Here is a 20,636-nt window from a genome sequence, read left to right on the forward strand (position 1 = left end):
ACAAATTTATATATAGGAGGAATGTCGCGTGAGTAAAAAAGTTGTAAGAGTCATGAAGATTCAGTTCCCAGCTGGAGGAGCAAAACCAGGTCCAGCTTTAGCCGGAGCAGGAATTCAAATGCCTAAATTCTGTAATGCATTTAATGACCAAACAAGAGATCGTATGGGTGAAACAGTACCTGTTGTTTTAACTATTTACGAAGATAAAGATTTTGATTTTGTATTAAAAACTGCACCAGCAGCTGAAATGATTAAAAAAGCTTGCGGAATCCAAAAAGGTTCAAGCAACGCTGGAACTACTAAAGTTGCTACATTATCAGCAGATAAATTAAAAGAAATCGCTGAATACAAAATGCCTGACTTAAACGCTAACGATCTTGAATCAGCAATGAGAATCATCGCTGGTACAGCTCGTAACATGGGTGTCGAAGTAGAAGGTATTTAATTTAAGATTAATAAATATTAATCGTCATTTGTGGAAGGATAATCCGTTAGACCACTAAGGAGGAAAAATAATGGCAAAGAAAAGTAAAAGATATCAAGAAGCTGCTAAATTAATTGAAAAAGGTAAAGCATATTCAGTTGAAGAAGCAGTTGAATTAGTAAAAAAGACAAGCACAGTAAAATTTGATGCAGCTGTAGATGTTGCATTTAAATTAGGGGTTGACCCTCGTCAAGCTAACCAACAATTACGTGGGGCTTTAGTATTACCACACGGAACTGGTAAAACTAAAAAAGTATTAGTTGTAACTGAAGGAGCTAAAGCTCAAGAAGCAAAAGATGCTGGAGCTGACGTAGTTGGTGGTAAAGAAATTTTAGAAGACATCAAAAAAGGATGGTTAGATTTCGAAGTAATGATCGCTACTCCTGATATGATGGCTGAATTAGGGAAATTAGGACGTATCTTAGGACCTAAAGGTTTAATGCCTAACCCTAAAACTGGAACTGTAACTATGGATGTAGCTAAAGCAGTTAAAGAAACTAAAGCTGGTAAAGTTACATATCGTACAGATAAAGAAGGAAATGTCCATATGACAATCGGACGCGTTTCATTTGATGATGCTCAATTAGTAGAAAACTTTAATGCGGTTTATGATTTATTAGTAAAAATCAAACCATCTACTTCAAAAGGTGTTTATATGAAAAATATCGCCTTAACATCAACAATGGGACCAAGTGTCAAAGTTGCTGCTGGTAAGTAGTCAACAAATTAAATTAGCGCAATCAATATACCCAAGACAGTAACTGGGAAACCTTAATTTGTTACCGAGGTGTTAAAGAAATATATTACTAGTATATTGACTTAACTCTCGTGTAAACGGGAGTTTTAGTTTGAGTATATTGTTGCATATATATTAAAAAATTACAGGAGGTGTAACAATGTCAACAGAAGCTATTAAAGCAAAAAGTACTTTAGTTGAAGAAATCAATACTAAATTACAAGCAGCTCAATCTGCAGTTGTAGTTGAATATCGTGGTTTATCAGTTGCTGAAATGACTGAATTACGTAAAAACTTAAAAGCTGAAGATAGCGAATTAAAAGTTTACAAAAACTCTTTAGTTCAAAGAGCTACTGTAGATACAGTATATGAAGGACTAAATGATCAATTGACAGGACCAAATGCCCTTGCATTTGGAAACAGCGATGCTGTAGCTCCTGCAAGAGTTATCGCTAAATTTGCTAAAGAACACGAAGCATTAGTTATCAAAGGTGCTGTAGTTGAAGGTAAATTATTAACTCTTGATGAAGTTAACGAAATCGCTAAATTACCTAACCGTGAAGGTATGTACTCTATGTTACTTGCTATGTTAAAAGAACCAGTAAGCAAAGTAGCAAGAGCAATCAAAGCTGTTGCTGATGCAAAAGAAGAAAACGGTGGAGCTGTAGAAGCTAAAGAAGAAACTGCTGAAGCAACTGAAGAAGCTGTAGAAGCTAAAGAAGAAACTAAAGAAGAAGCAGCTGAATAGTCTGCTTAGTATAAAAATGGAGGATAAATAAAGATGGCAAAATTAACACATGAAGATATTTTAGCTTACTTAGAAGAAGCTACAATCTTAGAATTAAATGACTTAGTAAAAGCAATTGAAGAAAAATTTGATGTAACTGCTGCTGCACCAGTTGCTGTAGCTGCTGCTGGAGCTGATGAAGCTTCTGCTGAACCAGCTAATGTTACTGTAACATTAACTGCTCCAGGTGGAACTAAAGTAGCTGTTATCAAAGCAGTTAGAGAAATCACTGGTCTTGGATTAGTTGATGCTAAAGGTTTAGTTGACAAAGCACCTTCTGTAATTAAAGAAAACATTCCTGCTGCTGAAGGAGCAGAAATTAAAGAAAAATTAGAAGCTGCTGGAGCAACTGTAGAAGTTAAATAATTTAACTTAACAGAATAAAGAGCCCTTATGGGCTCTTTTGTCTTAATAATTATGAAACATTACTATACTAATAACGAAGAATTAATAAGCAATCCGGAACAATTTGTTTTTCACTATCGAGATCATGATTTATATTTTACTAGTGATAATGGTGTTTTTTCTAAAAAAATGATTGATTATGGATCACGAGTATTACTAAATGCAATTGAGTTAGATGAAAGTAAGGTTAAACTATTAGATGTTGGTTGTGGTTATGGAACATTTGGTATTTCTTTAAAAAAGGTGTATCCTTTTTTAGAAGTAGATATGGTTGATGTAAATAATCGTGCCCTGGATTTAGTTAAAGAAAATTTGAAGGCTAATAAGCTAGAAGCTAATGTGTATTTAAGTGATGTATATGAAAATGTAAGTGATCAATATGATGTTATTGTTACTAATCCACCAATAAGAGCTGGCAAAGAGGTAGTTACTAAAATATTAGTGGAAGCTAAAGATCATTTAAATGAAAATGGTGAAATTTGGGTTGTGATTCAAAAAAAGCAGGGAGCACCCTCTGCTAAAAAGAATTTAGAAAAAGTTTTTGGGAATGTTGAAATCGTTAAACGTGATAAAGGTTATTATATTTTAAAGGCTATTAACAAATAATAATTTGTCAATAGTTTTTTTATATTTTTTTAAGAAAATTTATTGACTTTAAAATAACCTTGTGATAGAGTTATAAAATGCCTATTAGTGTTTATAATAAAGCGTTTTTGTGCGCTCAAAAACATCTTGATAGAGAAATATAAAGGGGTGGAGTTAATACGTGGAAAACAAAGTAACCAAAGCAAAAAGTAAAATTACTCGTCGTAATTATTCGAGAATTAGTGGATCTTTAGAACTTCCAAATCTTGTTGAGATTCAAACCAATTCATACAAATGGTTTAAGGAAGTTGGAATTAAAGAAGTTTTTGAAGATATCTACCCAATCACTAATTTTAATGAAACTTTATCATTAGAATTTGTAGATTGCACTTTTGATGAAGCAAAATATTCAGTAGAAGAGAGTAAGGATCGTGATGCCAATTATGCAGCACCGATTCGTGCATCTTTACGATTAGTTAATTCTAGCACTGGTGAGATAAAAGAGCAAGAAGTTTTTATGGGTGATTTCCCATTAATGACTGATTCTGGTACTTTTATTATCAACGGGGCTGAACGTGTTATTGTATCACAATTAGTACGTTCACCTGGTGCTTATTTTGCAGACGTTTTAGACAAAAGTGGAAAAACTGTATTTAGTGGCAGTATCATCCCTTCTAGAGGTACTTGGCTAGAATTTGAAACTGATGCTAAAGACACATTAAATGTAAGAATTGACCGTAATAGAAAAATGCCTGGAACAGTATTATTAAGAGCATTAGGACTTTCAAGCAATGAAGAAATTATTGATGTTTTTGGTGAACATGAATATATTACTAATACTCTTGCAAAAGACAACACTACTAATACTGAAGAGGCTTTAATTGAGATTTATAACAAGCTAAGACCTGGAGAACCAGCTACATTAGAAGGTGCAAATAACCTTTTATATACACGTTTCTTTGATTGCAAACGTTATGATTTAGCTAAAGCTGGACGTTTCAAATTCGGTAAAAAACTAAGTTTATTAGACCGTATTGCTGGCCGTGTTTTAGCACAGGATTTAGTGGACAACGATGGTAATGTAGTATATCCAGAAGGTACGTTAATTACTCAAGAAGTCATTGATAAAATTAAACCGGTTTTAGAAGCTGGAGCGCATACACGTAAATTAACCACCAATCCACGATTAGAATCAAATGATGTCATCCAAGTATTGGATGTATATGTAGATGAAACAAAATCTAAAAAAATGCGTGTTATTGGTACAGATTTATCTTTAACAAGTAAATTTGTAACTATTTCAGATATGATTGCTGCATATTCATATATGTTTAATTTAGTTGATATTTACAACTCATTAGACTTAACTGCAGAAGATCGTGTTAACTTAATGGCAAGAATTGGATTATTAGACGATATTGATCATTTAGGTAACCGTCGTGTTCGTTCAGTAGGTGAATTAATTCAAAATCAATTTAGAATTGGTTTATCAAGAATGGAACGTGTTGTAAAAGAAAGAATGTCGTTATCAGAAGTTGATTCAATTACACCACAATCACTTACTAATATTCGACCATTAACAGCTGCGATTAAAGAATTTTTCTCATCATCACAGTTATCACAATTCATGGATCAAATCAATCCATTAGCAGAGCTTACAAATAAACGTCGTTTATCTGCTTTAGGTCCAGGTGGTTTAAGTCGTGATCGTGCTGGTTATGAAGTCCGTGACGTACACGCATCTCACTATGGAAGAATTTGTCCAATCGAAACACCTGAAGGTCCAAACATCGGGTTGATTTCAACTTTAGCATCTTATGCTAAAATCAACGAATATGGATTCATTGAAACACCATATCGTAAAGTAAATCATTGCGTTATTGATGAAGATGATGTTCGTTATTTAACTGCAGATGAAGAAAAGAATTATGTCATTGCGCAAGCAAATGTTCAAACAGATGAAAATGGAACTATTTTAGACGAACAAGTAATTGCTCGTCACTTAGGTGAAAATATCATGGCTAAACGTGAAGAAGTTGACTTTATCGATATTTCACCAAAACAAATCGTATCAGTAGCAACATCATGTATTCCATTCTTGGAAAACGACGATGCTACTCGTGCCTTGATGGGTGCCAACATGCAACGTCAAGCAGTACCTTTATTAAATCCACATACACCATTTGTTGGAACTGGTATGGAATATCAAGCTGCTAGAGATTCAGGCGCTGCTGTTGTTGCTCGTGAAAATGGTGTTGTTAAATATGTTGATGCTAAAAAAGTAATTATTGAAGACGAGGAAGGTGTAGAACATCGTTATCGTCTGGCTAAATTCAAAATTTCTAATAACGGAACTTGTATCAACCAAAAACCAATCGTTGAAACTGGTGAAGAGATTGTTAAAGGGCAAATTATCGCTGATGGACCAGCAATGGAACAAGGTGAGCTTGCGTTAGGACAAAACGTATTAGTTGGTTTCATGGAATGGAATGGATATAACTACGAAGATGCCGTTATTATGTCAGAAAGATTAGTTAAAGATGATGTCTATACTTCTATTCACATTGATGAATATTCAATTGAATGTCGTGATACTAAATTAGGTCCAGAAGAAATTACTCGTGATATTCCTAACGTTGGTGATGAAGCACGTAAAAATCTAAATAGTGATGGTATTATCATGATTGGTGCTGAAGTTAAAGAAGGGGATATTTTAGTAGGTAAAGTAACTCCAAAAGGACAAGCAGAATTATCAGCTGAAGAAAAACTTTTACTTGCAATCTTCGGTGAAAAATCACGTGAAGTTAAAGATAACTCATTACGTGTTCCTCATGGTGGGGCCGGTATTGTTCATGATATTAAAGTGTTTGAAAGAAAAAATGGTGATGAATTACAACCAGGAGTTAATAAGGTTGTAAAAGTATATATCGTTCAAAAGAGAAAGATTTCTGAAGGTGACAAGATGGCCGGACGTCATGGTAATAAAGGGGTCATCTCTAAGATCTTACCAATTGAAGATATGCCGCACTTAGAAGATGGTACACCATTAGATATCATGTTAAACCCATTAGGGGTACCTTCTCGTATGAATATCGGGCAAGTATTGGAATTACATTTAGGATATGCTGCTCGTCAATTAGGTTTATATATTGCAACTCCAGCATTTGATGGATTACATCCTAAAGATTTAGAAGATATTATGGCTGAAGCAGGAATGTCAAAAGATGGTAAACAGCCAGTAATTTCTGGTCAAACTGGAGAATATTATGATAACAACATTTCTGTTGGAATCATGTATATGATTAAATTAGCCCACATGGTTGATGATAAGTTACATGCTCGTTCAGTAGGACCTTACTCATTAGTAACTCAACAGCCATTAGGTGGTAAAGCTCAAAATGGTGGACAAAGATTTGGGGAAATGGAAGTTTGGGCTCTTGAAGCTTATGGTGCAGCTTACACATTAAGAGAAATCTTAACAGTTAAATCTGATGATGTTGTAGGTCGTGTTAAAACTTATGAAGCAATTGTTAAAGGTCAACCACTTCCAGAACCAGGTTTACCAGAATCATTTAGAGTATTGAAAAAAGAATTACAAGCTTTAGCTTTAGATGTTCGTTTATTAGACGAAAATGATAATGAAATTGATATGCGCAATATTGAAGAAGAGGAACGTCGTTTCCCACGCAGTATTGACAAAGATGAAGTAATTGATACAGCAGATAAATCAGTAACTGATGATGAAGAAGAAGTCGAAGAATTAGAAGTTTCTGAAGATGCTGATGATAGTGATATTGATATTAGTTTAAATGATATTGATGAAGACTTTGATGAAAGTGAATCATTATAGGAGGAAAAAAGATGGCAAGCACAAATAATTTCTCAGCAATTCAAATTGGATTAGCATCCCCTGAAAAGATTCGCGAATGGTCTTATGGTGAAGTAAAAAAACCAGAAACAATCAACTACCGTTCTCAAAAACCAGAGAAGGATGGATTATTCTGTGAAAGAATTTTCGGTCCTTCTAAGGATTGGGAATGTAGCTGTGGAAAATACAAAAAAGTACGTTATAAAGGTGTAGTTTGTGATCGTTGTGGTGTTGAAGTAACTAAATCAGCAGTACGTCGTGAAAGAATGGGACATATTGAGTTAGCAACACCAATTGCTCATATCTGGTATTTAAAAGGAATTCCTTCACGTATGGGCTTAATTTTAGATATGTCACCTAAACAACTAGAAGAAATTATTTACTTCGTTTCTTATGTTGTTATTGATAAAGGAAGTACACCATTAGAGTACAAACAAGTATTGTCAGAAAGAGACTATCGTAAATGTTATGAACAATTTGGGAATACATTCGAAGCCCAAATTGGTGCTGAAGCAATTCAAACATTATTAAAACAAGTTGATCTTGAAGAAGAATTTGCAAAAGTAAGCAAAGAATTAAAAGAAGCTCAAGGTCAAAGAAGAACTAAATTATTAAAACGATTAGAAGCAATCAATGCTTTTAGAACATCAGATAATCAACCAGAATGGATGATCTTAGAAGCATTACCAGTTATTCCACCTGATTTACGTCCAATGTTACAATTAGATGGTGGAAGATTTGCAACTTCTGATTTAAATGACTTATATCGTCGTGTTATTACTCGTAATAACCGTTTGAAAAAATTATTAGAATTAGGAACACCATCTATCATTGTTCAAAATGAAAAGAGAATGCTTCAAGAAGCAGTAGATGCTTTAATTGATAATGGTAGACGTTCTAAACCAATTACCGGTGCTGGTGGAAGAGCATTAAAATCTTTAAGCCATACATTAAAAGGAAAACAAGGTCGTTTCCGTCAAAACTTATTAGGTAAACGTGTTGACTATTCAGGACGTTCAGTAATCGCGGTTGGACCAGACTTAAAGATGTATCAATGCGGTATTCCTCGTGAAATGGCATTAAACTTATTTAAACCGTTTGTAATTAACGGATTAGTTCGTGATGAATTAGCAACAAATATTAAAGCGGCAGAAAGATTGATCGATAAAATGGATGATCGTATCTGGCCAATTGTTGAAGAAGTAATCAAACAGCATCCAGTATTACTAAACCGTGCCCCAACATTGCACCGTTTAGGTATTCAAGCATTCGAACCAAAATTAGTTGAAGGACGTGCAATTCGTCTACATCCATTGGTTACACCAGCGTTCAACGCTGACTTCGACGGTGACCAAATGGCGGTCCATGTACCATTAGGTGAAGAAGCTATTCAAGAAGCTCGTCAATTAATGTTAGGTTCAAACAATATCTTAGGACCAAAAGATGGTAAACCAATCGTTACTCCTTCTCAGGACATGGTATTAGGTAACTATTATCTAACTCTTGAAGATGAAGGTGGTATTGGTGAAGGTACTGTTTTTGCTGATCGTAATGAAGTAGATCATGCATATTTTGCTAAAACTGTTGACTTGCATACTCGTGTTGCAATTCAAGCTGGTTCTTTAAAAAATACAACTTTTACTAAAGAACAAAATGAATCTTATTTAATTACAACTGTAGGAAAAATTTTCTTTAATGACATTTTTGATGGTAAATTCCCATTTATTAATGATCCAAGTAGCGAAAACTTAACTGCTACACCAGATAAATACTTTGTACCAATGGGAACAGACATCAAGGAACACATTAAAAATCAGCCAATTATTAAGCCATTAAATAAAAAATCATTAGGTAAGATTATCGATGAAGTATTCAAACATGAAGCAATGTCTGATACTAGTTTAATGCTTGATAAATTGAAAGATCAAGGTTTCTATTATTCAACTATCGCTGGTACAACTGTATCTGTATACGATATCCAAGTACCTGAAGCTAAATATGAAATCTTTGAACATGCTGATAAAAAACTTGAACAAATTAAAAAGTTCTATAACAAAGGTAAATTAACTGAATCAGAAAGATATCAAAACGTAATTAAATTATGGACTGATGTCAAAGATGAGGTACAAGAAGTCGTACGTCAAGAATTCGAAGCTGACAGTCGAAATCCAATCTTCATCATGTCTGACTCTGGTGCCCGTGGATCACTTTCAAACTTCACTCAGCTAGTAGGTATGCGTGGTTTGATGTCAAATCCAAAAGGGGAAACAATTGAGTTGCCTATTAAATCTTCATTTAGAGAAGGTTTAACAGCATCAGAATTCTTTATTTCTACCCATGGTGCCCGTAAAGGTTCTACCGATACAGCGTTAAAAACGGCCGATTCTGGTTACTTAACAAGACGTTTAGTTGACGTAGCACAAGAAGTAATTATTTCTGAAGACGATTGTGGAACAGATCGTGGTTTCATTGTTACTGAATTATATAATAATGATGATCAATCTGTTATCGTACCATTACGTGACCGTTTAGTGGGACGTTTTGCTCAAAAAGATGTTATTAACCCAGAAACTAGAGAAGTAATTGTTCCTGGTGGAGAGTTAATTAATGAAGCATTAGCTGATGAAATCGTTAATGCAGGTATTAAAGAAGTAGAAATCCGCTCTGTTTTAGGATGTATTGCTAAAGGCGGAATCTGTCGTAAATGTTATGGTCGTAATTTAGCAACAGGAAGCGTTGTTGAATTAGGAGAAGCAGTAGGAATTATGGCTGCTCAATCTATCGGTGAACCAGGTACACAGTTAACAATGCGTACATTCCATGATGGTGGGGTTGCCGGTGGAGCCGATATCACTCAAGGGTTACCACGTATTCAAGAGTTATTTGAAGCTCGTAATCCAAAAGCTAAATCAATCATTAGTGAAATCGAAGGTGAAGTTACTAATATGATCGATAACAACGGAAGAATGGAAGTTGTTGTTACTAATGATTTAGAAACACGTAGTTATTTAGCTCCTTATGGTGCTAAAATCCGTGTTGAAGTCGGTGATAAGGTAAATATTGGTGATAAGATTACTGCTGGATCAATTGACCCTAAAGAATTATTATCAGTAGCTGATGTTGAAGCGGTTGAAAATTATATTATCAAGGAAGTTCAAAAGGTATATCGTATTCAAGGTATCGAAATTTCTGATAAGCATATTGAAATTATCGTTAAACAAATGTTACGTAAGATGAAAATTATTGAAGGTGGAGAAACTGGTTGTCTACCAGGAACAAATATCAATATCAACACTTTCACTGAATTAAATAAAGAAGTATTAAAAGAAGGTAAGCATCCTGCTGTAGCTCGTCCAGTATTACTTGGTATTACTAAAGCAGCGTTAGAAACTGAATCTTTCTTATCTGCAGCGTCATTCCAGGAAACTACTAAGATTTTAACTGATGCAGCTATCAAAGGTAAAAAAGATCATTTACGTGGTCTAAAAGAAAATGTCTTGATTGGTAAATTAATACCAGCAGGAACAGGATTGCGTGGACCTTTAAAATCACCTGAAACTCTTGAAAGAGAAGCTAGAGAAGCTCAAGAAGCTTTAGATGCTCAAGATTCTTTTGATGATAATCTTGATGGTGATCAAAATATGCAAGAATTTAATATGGAACAAGCAGGTTAATCCTGCTTGTTTTTGTACACTAAGTTTAAAATGTAAAAAAATAAAAAAATAGTGAAAAAAAGTGATTTTTTCTTAAAAAAAGATTGACATCTGACAATAAATATTTTAATATTACTACGGTGTCCGCTTCAGGACGCATTGTTTATTGAAAATTATGAAACACCCGGTATTGTGTGTTAAAAAATTATGAAAGGAGAAAATGAATGCCTACTATTAACCAATTAGTAAGACAGGGTCGTACTGACAAAATATCAAAATCAAAATCACCAGCGTTAAACAGAGGTTATAATTCATTGGCTAAAAAACCAACAATTACTAATTCACCTCAAAAACGTGGGGTTTGTACACGTGTTGCTACTATGACACCTAAGAAACCTAACTCAGCATTACGTAAATATGCCCGTGTTAGATTATCTAATGGTATGGAAGTAACTGCATATATTCCAGGAATTGGACATAACTTACAAGAACATAGTGTTGTTTTGATTCGTGGTGGCCGTGTTAAGGACTTACCAGGGGTTCGTTATCACATCGTTCGTGGTACTATGGACTGTGCTGGGGTAAACAACCGTAAACAAGGTCGTTCTAGATATGGTGCTAAGAAACCAAAATCTTAATTAAATCAAGTATAGGAGGAAATATAAATGGCAAGAAAAGGTCGTGTTGCAAAAAGAGACGTTCTACCAGATCCAGTATACAATTCTAAAACTGTTACTAAATTAATCAACAACATTATGCTTGATGGTAAAAAAGGTGTTGCTCAAAACATCTTATACGAAGCATTTAAAAAAGTTGAAGAAAAAACTGGAAATCCAGCAATGGAAGTTTTTGATCAAGCAATCAATAACATTATGCCAGTTCTTGAACTTAAAGTTAGACGTATTGGTGGAGCTAACTACCAAGTACCAGTAGAAGTTTCTGGAGAAAGAAGAATGACTTTAGGATTAAGATGGTTAGTTAACTATTCTCGTTTAAGAAACGAAAATACAATGATTGATCGTCTAGCTAATGAAATTATTGATGCTTCTAACGGAACAGGTGCTTCTGTTAAGAAGAAAGAAGATACTCATAAAATGGCAGAAGCTAATAAAGCATTTGCTCATTTCCGTTGGTAATATCCAACAATTAATAAGAAAGGAGAAAAACTATGGCTCGTGAATTCTCATTAGAGAAAACTCGTAATATCGGAATCATGGCTCACATTGATGCAGGTAAAACTACAACAACTGAACGTGTTCTATATTACACTGGTAAAATCCATAAAATTGGGGAAACTCATGAAGGTGCTTCTCAAATGGACTGGATGGAACAAGAACAAGAGCGTGGTATTACAATCACTTCTGCAGCAACAACTGCTCAATGGAATGGATATCGTGTAAATATTATCGATACTCCAGGTCACGTAGACTTTACTGTTGAAGTTGAACGTTCACTTAGAGTTCTTGATGGTGCTGTAACTGTATTAGATTCAAAAGCTGGGGTTGAACCTCAAACTGAAACAGTTTGGCGTCAAGCAACTACTTATGGTGTACCTCGTATCGTATTCTGTAATAAAATGGATGCTACAGGTGCAGATTTCATCATGTCATTAGAATCTTTAGAAAAAAGATTAGGTGTTCATGGTGTTGCAATCCAATTACCAATTGGAGCTGAAGATACTTTTGAAGGTGTCATCGACTTAATTAAAATGAAAGCTGTATATTTTGAAGGGGATAAAGGTGAAAACGTTGTTTACAAAGATATCCCTGCAGAATATGTAGATCAAGCTAATGAATATCGTGAAAAGATGTTAGATTCTGCTGCATCTTATGATGATGATTTATTAATGAAGGTATTAGAAGGTGAAGAACCAACTGAAGAAGAAATCAAAGCTGCAATCCGTAAAGGTGTATTAGCAGTAGAATTATTCCCAGTATTATGTGGTTCTGCATATAAAGATAAAGGTGTTCAACCAATGTTGGATGCAGTTATTGATTATTTACCAGCACCAACTGATATTCCATCAATCAAAGGTATTGATGAAGATGGTAATGAAATTGAAAGACATGCTTCTGATGAAGAACCATTTTCAGCATTGGCTTTCAAAATCATGGCTGACCCATTCGTTGGTAGATTAACATTCTTCAGAGTTTATTCAGGAACTATCAATTCTGGTTCTTATGTATTAAACTCAACTAAAAACAAAAAAGAACGTTTAGGACGTATCCTACAAATGCACGCTAATAAGCGTAATGAAATCTCAACTGTATATGCTGGAGATATCGCTGCAGCTGTTGGTTTTAAAAACACAACAACTGGGGATACTATCTGTGATGAAAAGAATTTCGTAATTCTTGAAAAAATGGAATTCCCTGAACCAGTTATTGAACTTGCAATTGAACCAAAAACTAAGCAAGATCAAGATAAATTAGCTAACGGTTTATCTAAATTAGCTGAAGAAGATCCTACTTTTAGAACTTATACAAATCCAGAAACTGGTGATACTGTTATCGCTGGTATGGGTGAATTACATCTTGATGTAATCGTAGACCGTTTAAAAAGAGAATTTAAAGTTGAAGCTAATGTAGGTGCACCACAAGTTGCTTATCGTGAAACAATCAAGAAAGCTGCTGATTGTGAAGGTAAGTATGTAAGACAATCAGGTGGTCGTGGACAATACGGTCACGTATGGATCAAATTTGAACCTAATGAAGGTAAAGGATTTGAATTCGTTGATGCTATCGTTGGAGGGGCAGTACCTAGAGAATATATCGGTTCAGTAAAAGCTGGGTTAGAAGACGCTCTTGAAAACGGTATGATTGCTGGTTATCCAGTATTAGATATTAAAGCAACATTATTCGATGGTTCTTACCATGATGTCGATTCATCAGAAATGGCATATAAAGTTGCTGCAAGTTTAGCATTAAAAGAAGCTGGTAAAAAATGTGATCCAGTAATCTTGGAACCAATCATGGCTGTAGAAGTAACAGCACCAGCTGAATATTTAGGTAGTGTAATGGGAGATGTATCTTCTCGTCGTGGTATGATTGAAGGACAAGAAGAAAGAGGTAATGCTATCACTGTACAAGCAAGTGTACCTTTATCAGAAATGTTCGGATATGCTACTGATTTAAGATCATTCACTCAAGGTCGTGGAAACTACACAATGATCTTCGATCGTTATGAACCAGTACCTAAATCAATTAAAGAAGAAATTATTAAGAAAAACGGCGGAAATAACTAATGTCGTGTTAAAATCTTATTGATTTTTTCAACTAAATAAATTAGAATGTATATGTACAAAAATATAAACTAGGAGGAAAGCTTAAATGGCTAAGGAAAAATTTGACCGCTCTAAAGCGCATGTAAATATTGGTACTATTGGTCACGTTGACCATGGTAAAACAACTTTAACTGCAGCTATTACAACTGTATTAGCTAAAGATGGGCAAGCACAAGCAATGGACTATGCTTCAATCGATGCTGCACCAGAAGAAAAAGAACGTGGTATTACAATCAATACTGCACACGTTGAATATCAAACAGCTACTCGTCACTATGCACACGTAGACTGTCCAGGTCATGCTGACTACATTAAAAACATGATCACTGGGGCTGCTCAAATGGACGGTGCTATCTTAGTAGTTGCTGCTACTGATGGTCCAATGCCTCAAACAAGAGAACACATCTTATTATCTCGTCAAGTAGGTGTACCATACATTATCGTATTCTTAAATAAATGTGATATGGTTGATGACGAAGAATTATTAGACTTAGTAGAAATGGAAGTTCGTGAATTATTAAATGAATATGACTTCCCAGGTGATGATACACCAGTTATCCGTGGATCTGCATTAAAAGCATTAGAAGGAGATCCAAAATGGGTACCAGCTATTCATGAATTAATGGATGCTGTTGACACTTATATCCCAACTCCAGAAAGAGATACAGATAAACCATTCTTAATGCCAGTTGAAGACGTATTCACTATCACTGGACGTGGAACTGTTGCTACTGGACGTGTTGAACGTGGACAATTAAAATTAAATGACCCATTAGAAATCGTTGGTTTACATGAAACTCAAAATACTGTTGCTACTGGTATCGAAATGTTCCGTAAATTATTAGATTACGCTGAATCTGGAGATAACGTAGGGGTATTATTAAGAGGTATCAACCGTGATCAAATCCAACGTGGACAAGTATTAGCTAAACCAGGATCAGTACATCCACACAAAAAATTCAAATGTCAAGTTTACGTATTAAGTAAAGATGAAGGTGGACGTCATACTCCTTTCTTCGCTAACTACAGACCACAATTCTATTTCAGAACTACTGACGTTACTGGTGTAATCGAATTACCAGAAGGTGTAGAAATGGTTATGCCTGGAGATAACGTAGAATTAACAGTAGAATTAATTGCTCCAATCGCAATTGAAAAAGGAACTAAATTCTCAATCCGTGAAGGTGGTAGAACTGTAGGTTCTGGAAATATCTCTGAAATTATTGAATAGTATTTAATTAGGGAATCTTTATTGATTCCCTTTTTTGTTTATAATATAAATAGATAATTGGAGGGATAAAGATGGAAAATTTATTAGGGATAGGATGTTTAATTTATGCTATTTATTTAGCGATAAGTAAAAGATTACCTTATCGTAAAGAAGTAATGTTGAAAAAAGGAACAGAAAATACGTGTTTAAAAATTGAAATAATAACTTTTATTTGTTTGTTTTTAGTTTTTGAAATGATGTATTTAATTAGTTTTTTTATTAGAGGTTCAATTATACTTGGAATTTTTTATTTAATATTAATAATTGCAATATGGAGCATTAAGGAAAATAGAGAGAAAAAATTGTATAAAGAAAGATATCGAAGATAAAGTATATTGTTGGAAATGTTGGTTATATTATTAAAATGTAAGATATTAATAAAAAAATGACAGGGAAAAAGAGTGATAAAAAGGGAGAAAAAGCGGGAAGGGATAAAAAAAGTAAAAAAAGGTATTTACAAAGGAGAGAGGATGTGGTAGATTAATAGGGCACTCGAGAGAAGGAGCGAGGTTCAAAGGAAGGGCCGAGCGAAAAAAGTAAAAAAAAGAATTGACAAACGAGAGAAAAGAGTGTAGGATAAACTAGTCGGCAAAAGAGCCGGAGAGGACATTGAAAACTGAACAGAATCGAAAAGAACACACGTCAATTAATAGATAAAAAGAGAGCAGAAGCCGATAGGCTTTGAAAAGGATAAGACAATGGAGAGTTTGATCCTGGCTCAGGATGAACGCTGGCGGCGTGCCTAATACATGCAAGTCGAACGCGAGCCTTAGGGCTCGAGTGGCGAACGGGTGAGTAATACGTAAGCAACCTGGCCTTTACAGGGGGATAACTGATGGAAACGTCAGCTAAGACCGCATAGGTACAGAGATCGCATGATAACTGTATTAAAAGTGCTACGGGACTGGTAGAGGATGGGCTTACGGCGCATTAGCTTGTTGGAGGGGTAACGGCCCACCAAGGCGACGATGCGTAGCCGACCTGAGAGGGTGACCGGCCACACTGGGACTGAGACACGGCCCAGACTCCTACGGGAGGCAGCAGTAGGGAATTTTCGGCAATGGGGGGAACCCTGACCGAGCAACGCCGCGTGAAGGAAGAAGGAATTCGTTCTGTAAACTTCTGTTATAAAGGAAGAACGGCACATATAGGGAATGATATGTGAGTGACGGTACTTTATGAGGAAGCCACGGCTAACTACGTGCCAGCAGCCGCGGTAATACGTAGGTGGCGAGCGTTATCCGGAATTATTGGGCGTAAAGAGGGAGCAGGCGGCAGCAAGGGTCTGTGGTGAAAGGCTGAAGCTTAACTTCAGTGTGCCAGAGAAACCGGGCAGCTAGAGTGCAGGAGAGGATCGTGGAATTCCATGTGTAGCGGTGAAATGCGTAGATATATGGAGGAACACCAGTGGCGAAGGCGACGATCTGGACTGCAACTGACGCTCAGTCCCGAAAGCGTGGGGAGCAAATAGGATTAGATACCCTAGTAGTCCACGCCGTAAACGATGAGTACTAAGTGTTGGGAGTCAGATCCCAGTGCTGCAGTTAACGCAGTAAGTACTCCGCCTGAGTAGTACGTTCGCAAGAATGAAACTCAAAGGAATTGACGGGGGCCCGCACAAGCGGTGGAGCATGTGGTTTAATTCGAAGCAACGCGAAGAACCTTACCAGGTCTTGACATCCGGATAAAGGCTCCAGAGATGGAGAGATAGATATATCCGAGACAGGTGGTGCATGGTTGTCGTCAGCTCGTGTCGTGAGATGTTGGGTTAAGTCCCGCAACGAGCGCAACCCCTGTTGCTAGTTGCCATCATTAAGTTGGGGACTCTAGCGAGACTGCCGGTGACAAGCCGGAGGAAGGCGGGGATGACGTCAAATCATCATGCCCCTTATGACCTGGGCTACACACGTGCTACAATGGACGGATCAGAGGGAAGCGAAGCCGCGAGGCGGAGCGAAACCCAGAAACCCGTTCTCAGTTCGGATTGCACTCTGCAACTCGAGTGCATGAAGATGGAATCGCTAGTAATCGCGAATCAGAATGTCGCGGTGAATACGTTCTCGGGCCTTGTACACACCGCCCGTCACACCACGAGAGTTGATAACACCCGAAGCCGGTGGCCTAACCGAAAGGGAGGAGCTGTCTAAGGTGGGATTGATGATTGGGGTGAAGTCGTAACAAGGTATCCCTACGGGAACGTGGGGATGGATCACCTCCTTTCTAAGGAGAAAGCAAGTGTGGAGATTCTGTTTAGTTTTGAGTGGACCTTATTGAGGGAAACTCAGGAAGAGATCATTGAAAACTGGATAATAGAAAAGCGAAAGAGAGAAGATCGAGATAAAGAGATATCAAGGTCTTTCTAAGAAAGTCGAAGAAAACTAAGAAACAACGAGAAGAAGTTGAAGATAGAAAGTGATCAAGCGACACCGAAGAAGGTAAAGTAAGAAAGGGCGTATGGCGGATGCCTAGGCACAGAGAGGCGAAGAAGGACGCAGCAAACAGCGAAATGCGACGGGGAGCAGTAAGCATGCAAAGAGCCGTCGATATCCGAATGGGGGAACCCACCCGGGATAGAGACCGGGTATCCTGGAGTGAAGAGATAGCTCCAGAGAGGCGAGACTCAGGGAACTGAAACATCTAAGTACCTGAAGGAAGAGAAAATAAAGAAATGATTCCCTAAGTAGCGGCGAGCGAAAGGGGAAGAGCCCAAACCGGCAAGAGCCGGGGTAGTAGGGCTGTCAAAAAAGGGCAAGAAGACATTATAGGCGAACGGAATGGGAAGTCCGGCGAAACAGGGTGACAGCCCCGTAGCCGAAATAGTGAGGAAGTCCGAGACAGTACCTGAGTACGGCGGGACACGAGGAATCCTGTCGGAAACAGCCAGGACCATCTGGCAAGGCTAAATACTACTCTGTGACCGATAGTGAACCAGTACCGTGAGGGAAAGGTGAAAAGAACCCCGGGAGGGGAGTGAAATAGAACCTGAAACCATATGCCTACAAGAAGTTAGAGCCCGTTAAAGGGTGATAGCGTGCCTTTTGTAGAATGAACCGGCGAGTTACGATATGGAGCGAGGTTAAGCAGGATATGCGGAGCCGAAGCGAAAGCGAGTCTTAAGAGGGCGAAAGTTGCATGTCGTAGACCCGAAACCGGGTGATCTAGCCATGGCCAGGTTGAAGTTGGGGTAAAACCCGATGGAGGACCGAACCGACCCCCGTTGAAACGTTGGCGGATGAGCTGTGGCTAGGGGTGAAATTCCAATCGAACCCGGAGATAGCTGGTTCTCCCCGAAATAGCTTTAGGGCTAGCGTCGAGGCAAGTGATGTGAAGGTAGAGCACTGAATATGTGATGGCCCCATCCCGGGGTACTGAATATAATCAAACTCCGAATGACACATAAACATCCTCGGCAGTCAGACAGTGGGTGATAAGGTCCAGTGTCAAGAGGGAAACAGCCCAGACCATCAGCTAAGGTCCCAAAATATATACTAAGTGGAAAAGGATGTGGAGATGTCGAGACAACTAGGAGGTTGGCTCAGAAGCAGCCATCCTTTAAAGAGTGCGTAACAGCTCACTAGTCGAATGACTCTGCGCCGATAATTTACCGGGGCTAAGTATATTACCGAAGCTATGGATTTGCGCAAGCAAGTGGTAGGGGAGCGTTCTATATGCGGCGAAGGCGTACCGGAAGGAGCGCTGGAGCGTATAGAAGAGAGAATGCCGGTGTGAGTAGCGGAACGTGGGTGAGAATCCCACGCACCGAAAACCCAAGGTTTCCAGAGGAAGGTTCGTCCGCTCTGGGTAAGTCGGGACCTAAGGCGAGGCCGAGAGGCGTAGCCGATGGACAACAGGTGGATATTCCTGTACTTACGGTATGAATGAAGGAGTGACGGAGAAGGCTAGGTGATCCTGCTGCTGGAAAAGCAGGTGCAAGCGAGGTAGCTGACAGCCAGGCAAATCCGGCTGTCATAAAGGCGAAGGCGTGATGCGTATGGAAAGCTGCGGCAAGTACAGAAGTCATTGAAGCCAGCTTCCAAGAAAAGCTTCTAGTGCCAATCATACAGTAACCCGTACCGAAAATGGACACACATGGGTGAGGAGAGAATCCTAAGGTGAGCGAGAGAACTATAGCTAAGGAACTCTGCAAAATGACTCCGTAACTTAGGGAGAAGGAGTGCTCATAGAGATATGAGCCGCAGTGAAACGGCCCAAGCGACTGTTTACCAAAAACACAGCTCTATGCTAAGTCGAAAGACGACGTATATGGGGTGACGCCTGCCCGGTGCTGGAAGGTTAAGAGGAAGTGTCAGCGCAAGCGAAGCACAGAATTGAAGCCCCAGTAAACGGCGGCCGTAACTATAACGGTCCTAAGGTAGCGAAATTCCTTGTCAGGTAAGTTCTGACCCGCACGAAAGGCGTAACGATTTGGGCGCTGTCTCAGCTGTAGACTCGGTGAAGTCTTAGTACCTGTGAAGATGCAGGTTACCCGCGACTAGACGGAAAGACCCCATGGAGCTTTACTGCAGCCTGATATTGGACTTTGATGCAGGATGTACAGGATAGGTAGGAGACTGAGAGACATGCACGCCAGTGTGTGAGGAGTCGCTGTTGGGATACTACCCTTTGTGTATTGGAGTTCTAACCGGATGCCATGGAACTGGTGACGGGACAGTGTCAGGTGGGCAGTTTGACTGGGGCGGTCGCCTCCCAAAGAGTAACGGAGGCGCCCAAAGATACCCTCAGCTTGGATGGAAACCAAGCGCAGAGTGCAAAGGCAAAAGGGTGTTTGACTGCGAGACCCACAAGTCGAGCAGGGACGAAAGTCGGGCTTAGTGATCCGGCGGTGCTGAATGGAAAGGCCGTCGCTCAACGGATAAAAGCTACCCTGGGGATAACAGGCTGATCTCCCCCAAGAGTTCACATCGACGGGGAGGTTTGGCACCTCGATGTCGGCTCATCGCATCCTGGAGCTGAAGTCGGTTCCAAGGGTTGGGCTGTTCGCCCATTAAAGCGGTACGCGAGCTGGGTTCAGAACGTCGTGAGACAGTTCGGTCCCTATCTGTCGTGGGCGCAGGAAGTTTGAGAAGAGCTGTCCTTAGTACGAGAGGACCGGGATGGACATATCAATGGTGGACCAGTTGTCACGCCAGTGGCACAGCTGGGTAGCTAAATATGGAAGGGATAAACGCTGAAGGCATCTAAGTGTGAAACCCACTTCAAGATGAGACTTCCCAATACGAAAGTATATAAGACCCCTTAAAGACGATAAGGTAGATAGGTCAGGAGTGCAAGCATGGTGACATGTTCAGCGGACTGATACTAATAGGTCGAAGACTTGACCAGAAGCGGTAGAAACTTGAAAGAGACGAAGAGCTTTGCTATTATCTAGTTTTGAGTGATCTTGAAAAAGACACTTGAAAAAAAGAAGATCTGGTGGCGATAGCATGATGGACACACCTGTACCCATTCCGAACACAGAAGTTAAGCATCATAACGGCGACGATAGTACTTACGTGCAACAATAGCTAGCTGCCGGTTCTTCTTTTTTATTATCTGGAATTCTTT

Annotated in this window: 12 protein-coding genes, 3 rRNA genes and 1 other annotated feature; all 15 genes read left to right on the plus strand. The window is 38.4% G+C overall.

What is annotated here, in order from left to right; genetic code table 11:
• Nucleotides 1–28 precede the first annotated feature (28 nt).
• The 15 genes from rplK (at nucleotide 29) to rrf (ending at nucleotide 20,609) form a co-directional block, all read left to right on the plus strand.
• On the plus strand, nucleotides 29–445 hold the full coding sequence (rplK, locus tag ABGT36_RS00645) for a 50S ribosomal protein L11 (RefSeq protein ID WP_087302572.1): 417 nt from the start codon (nucleotides 29–31) through the stop codon (nucleotides 443–445).
• A gap of 70 nt (nucleotides 446–515) precedes the next feature.
• Nucleotides 516–1,202, plus strand: a complete 687-nt coding sequence (rplA, locus tag ABGT36_RS00650) for a 50S ribosomal protein L1 (RefSeq protein ID WP_087302574.1) — start codon at nucleotides 516–518, stop codon at nucleotides 1,200–1,202.
• A gap of 12 nt (nucleotides 1,203–1,214) precedes the next feature.
• Nucleotides 1,215–1,340, plus strand: a sequence feature (ribosomal protein L10 leader region).
• Between the two features lie 40 nt (nucleotides 1,341–1,380).
• Nucleotides 1,381–1,968, plus strand: coding sequence for a 50S ribosomal protein L10 (gene rplJ / locus ABGT36_RS00655; RefSeq protein WP_087302576.1), 588 nt, complete (start codon nucleotides 1,381–1,383; stop codon nucleotides 1,966–1,968).
• Between the two features lie 33 nt (nucleotides 1,969–2,001).
• Entirely contained in the window at nucleotides 2,002–2,373 is a 372-nt protein-coding gene (rplL, locus tag ABGT36_RS00660; RefSeq protein WP_087302578.1) for a 50S ribosomal protein L7/L12, read from the plus strand.
• Nucleotides 2,374–2,424: 51 nt separating this feature from the next.
• The gene (locus ABGT36_RS00665; RefSeq protein WP_087302597.1) at nucleotides 2,425–3,018 is read left to right on the plus strand and encodes a class I SAM-dependent methyltransferase; all 594 of its coding nucleotides are present in this window, start codon (nucleotides 2,425–2,427) and stop codon (nucleotides 3,016–3,018) included.
• A 160-nt stretch (nucleotides 3,019–3,178) separates the two neighbouring features.
• Nucleotides 3,179–6,847: a DNA-directed RNA polymerase subunit beta gene (locus tag ABGT36_RS00670; protein WP_087374088.1), complete on the plus strand. Its 3,669-nt coding sequence runs from the start codon at nucleotides 3,179–3,181 to the stop codon at nucleotides 6,845–6,847.
• 11 nt (nucleotides 6,848–6,858) lie between these two features.
• Nucleotides 6,859–10,539, plus strand: a complete 3,681-nt coding sequence (gene rpoC, locus ABGT36_RS00675) for a DNA-directed RNA polymerase subunit beta' (RefSeq protein WP_087374090.1) — start codon at nucleotides 6,859–6,861, stop codon at nucleotides 10,537–10,539.
• Nucleotides 10,540–10,742: 203 nt separating this feature from the next.
• A complete protein-coding gene (gene rpsL, locus ABGT36_RS00680; RefSeq protein ID WP_087302584.1) occupies nucleotides 10,743–11,156 on the plus strand; it encodes a 30S ribosomal protein S12 in 414 nt (137 codons plus the stop codon).
• Between the two features lie 27 nt (nucleotides 11,157–11,183).
• A complete protein-coding gene (rpsG, locus tag ABGT36_RS00685) occupies nucleotides 11,184–11,654 on the plus strand; it encodes a 30S ribosomal protein S7 (protein WP_087302586.1) in 471 nt (156 codons plus the stop codon).
• A 32-nt stretch (nucleotides 11,655–11,686) separates the two neighbouring features.
• Nucleotides 11,687–13,762, plus strand: a complete 2,076-nt coding sequence (fusA, locus tag ABGT36_RS00690; protein WP_087302588.1) for an elongation factor G — start codon at nucleotides 11,687–11,689, stop codon at nucleotides 13,760–13,762.
• Between the two features lie 85 nt (nucleotides 13,763–13,847).
• Complete coding sequence (gene tuf / locus ABGT36_RS00695) at nucleotides 13,848–15,032, plus strand: elongation factor Tu (protein WP_087302591.1); 1,185 nt, start codon at nucleotides 13,848–13,850, stop codon at nucleotides 15,030–15,032.
• Between the two features lie 71 nt (nucleotides 15,033–15,103).
• Entirely contained in the window at nucleotides 15,104–15,400 is a 297-nt protein-coding gene (locus tag ABGT36_RS00700) for a hypothetical protein (protein ID WP_346676406.1), read from the plus strand.
• A 366-nt stretch (nucleotides 15,401–15,766) separates the two neighbouring features.
• A 16S ribosomal RNA gene (locus ABGT36_RS00705) occupies nucleotides 15,767–17,291 on the plus strand.
• A 214-nt stretch (nucleotides 17,292–17,505) separates the two neighbouring features.
• Nucleotides 17,506–20,414 (plus strand): 23S ribosomal RNA (locus tag ABGT36_RS00710).
• Nucleotides 20,415–20,500: 86 nt separating this feature from the next.
• Nucleotides 20,501–20,609 (plus strand): 5S ribosomal RNA (gene rrf, locus ABGT36_RS00715).
• Together the 16S, 23S and 5S rRNA genes form the textbook arrangement of a ribosomal RNA operon.
• The last annotated feature ends 27 nt before the right edge of the window (nucleotides 20,610–20,636 follow it).

This window comes from Erysipelatoclostridium sp. An173 (assembly GCF_963931465.1).
Taxonomy (GTDB): Bacteria; Bacillota_I; Bacilli_A; order Erysipelotrichales; family Coprobacillaceae; genus Thomasclavelia; species Thomasclavelia merdavium.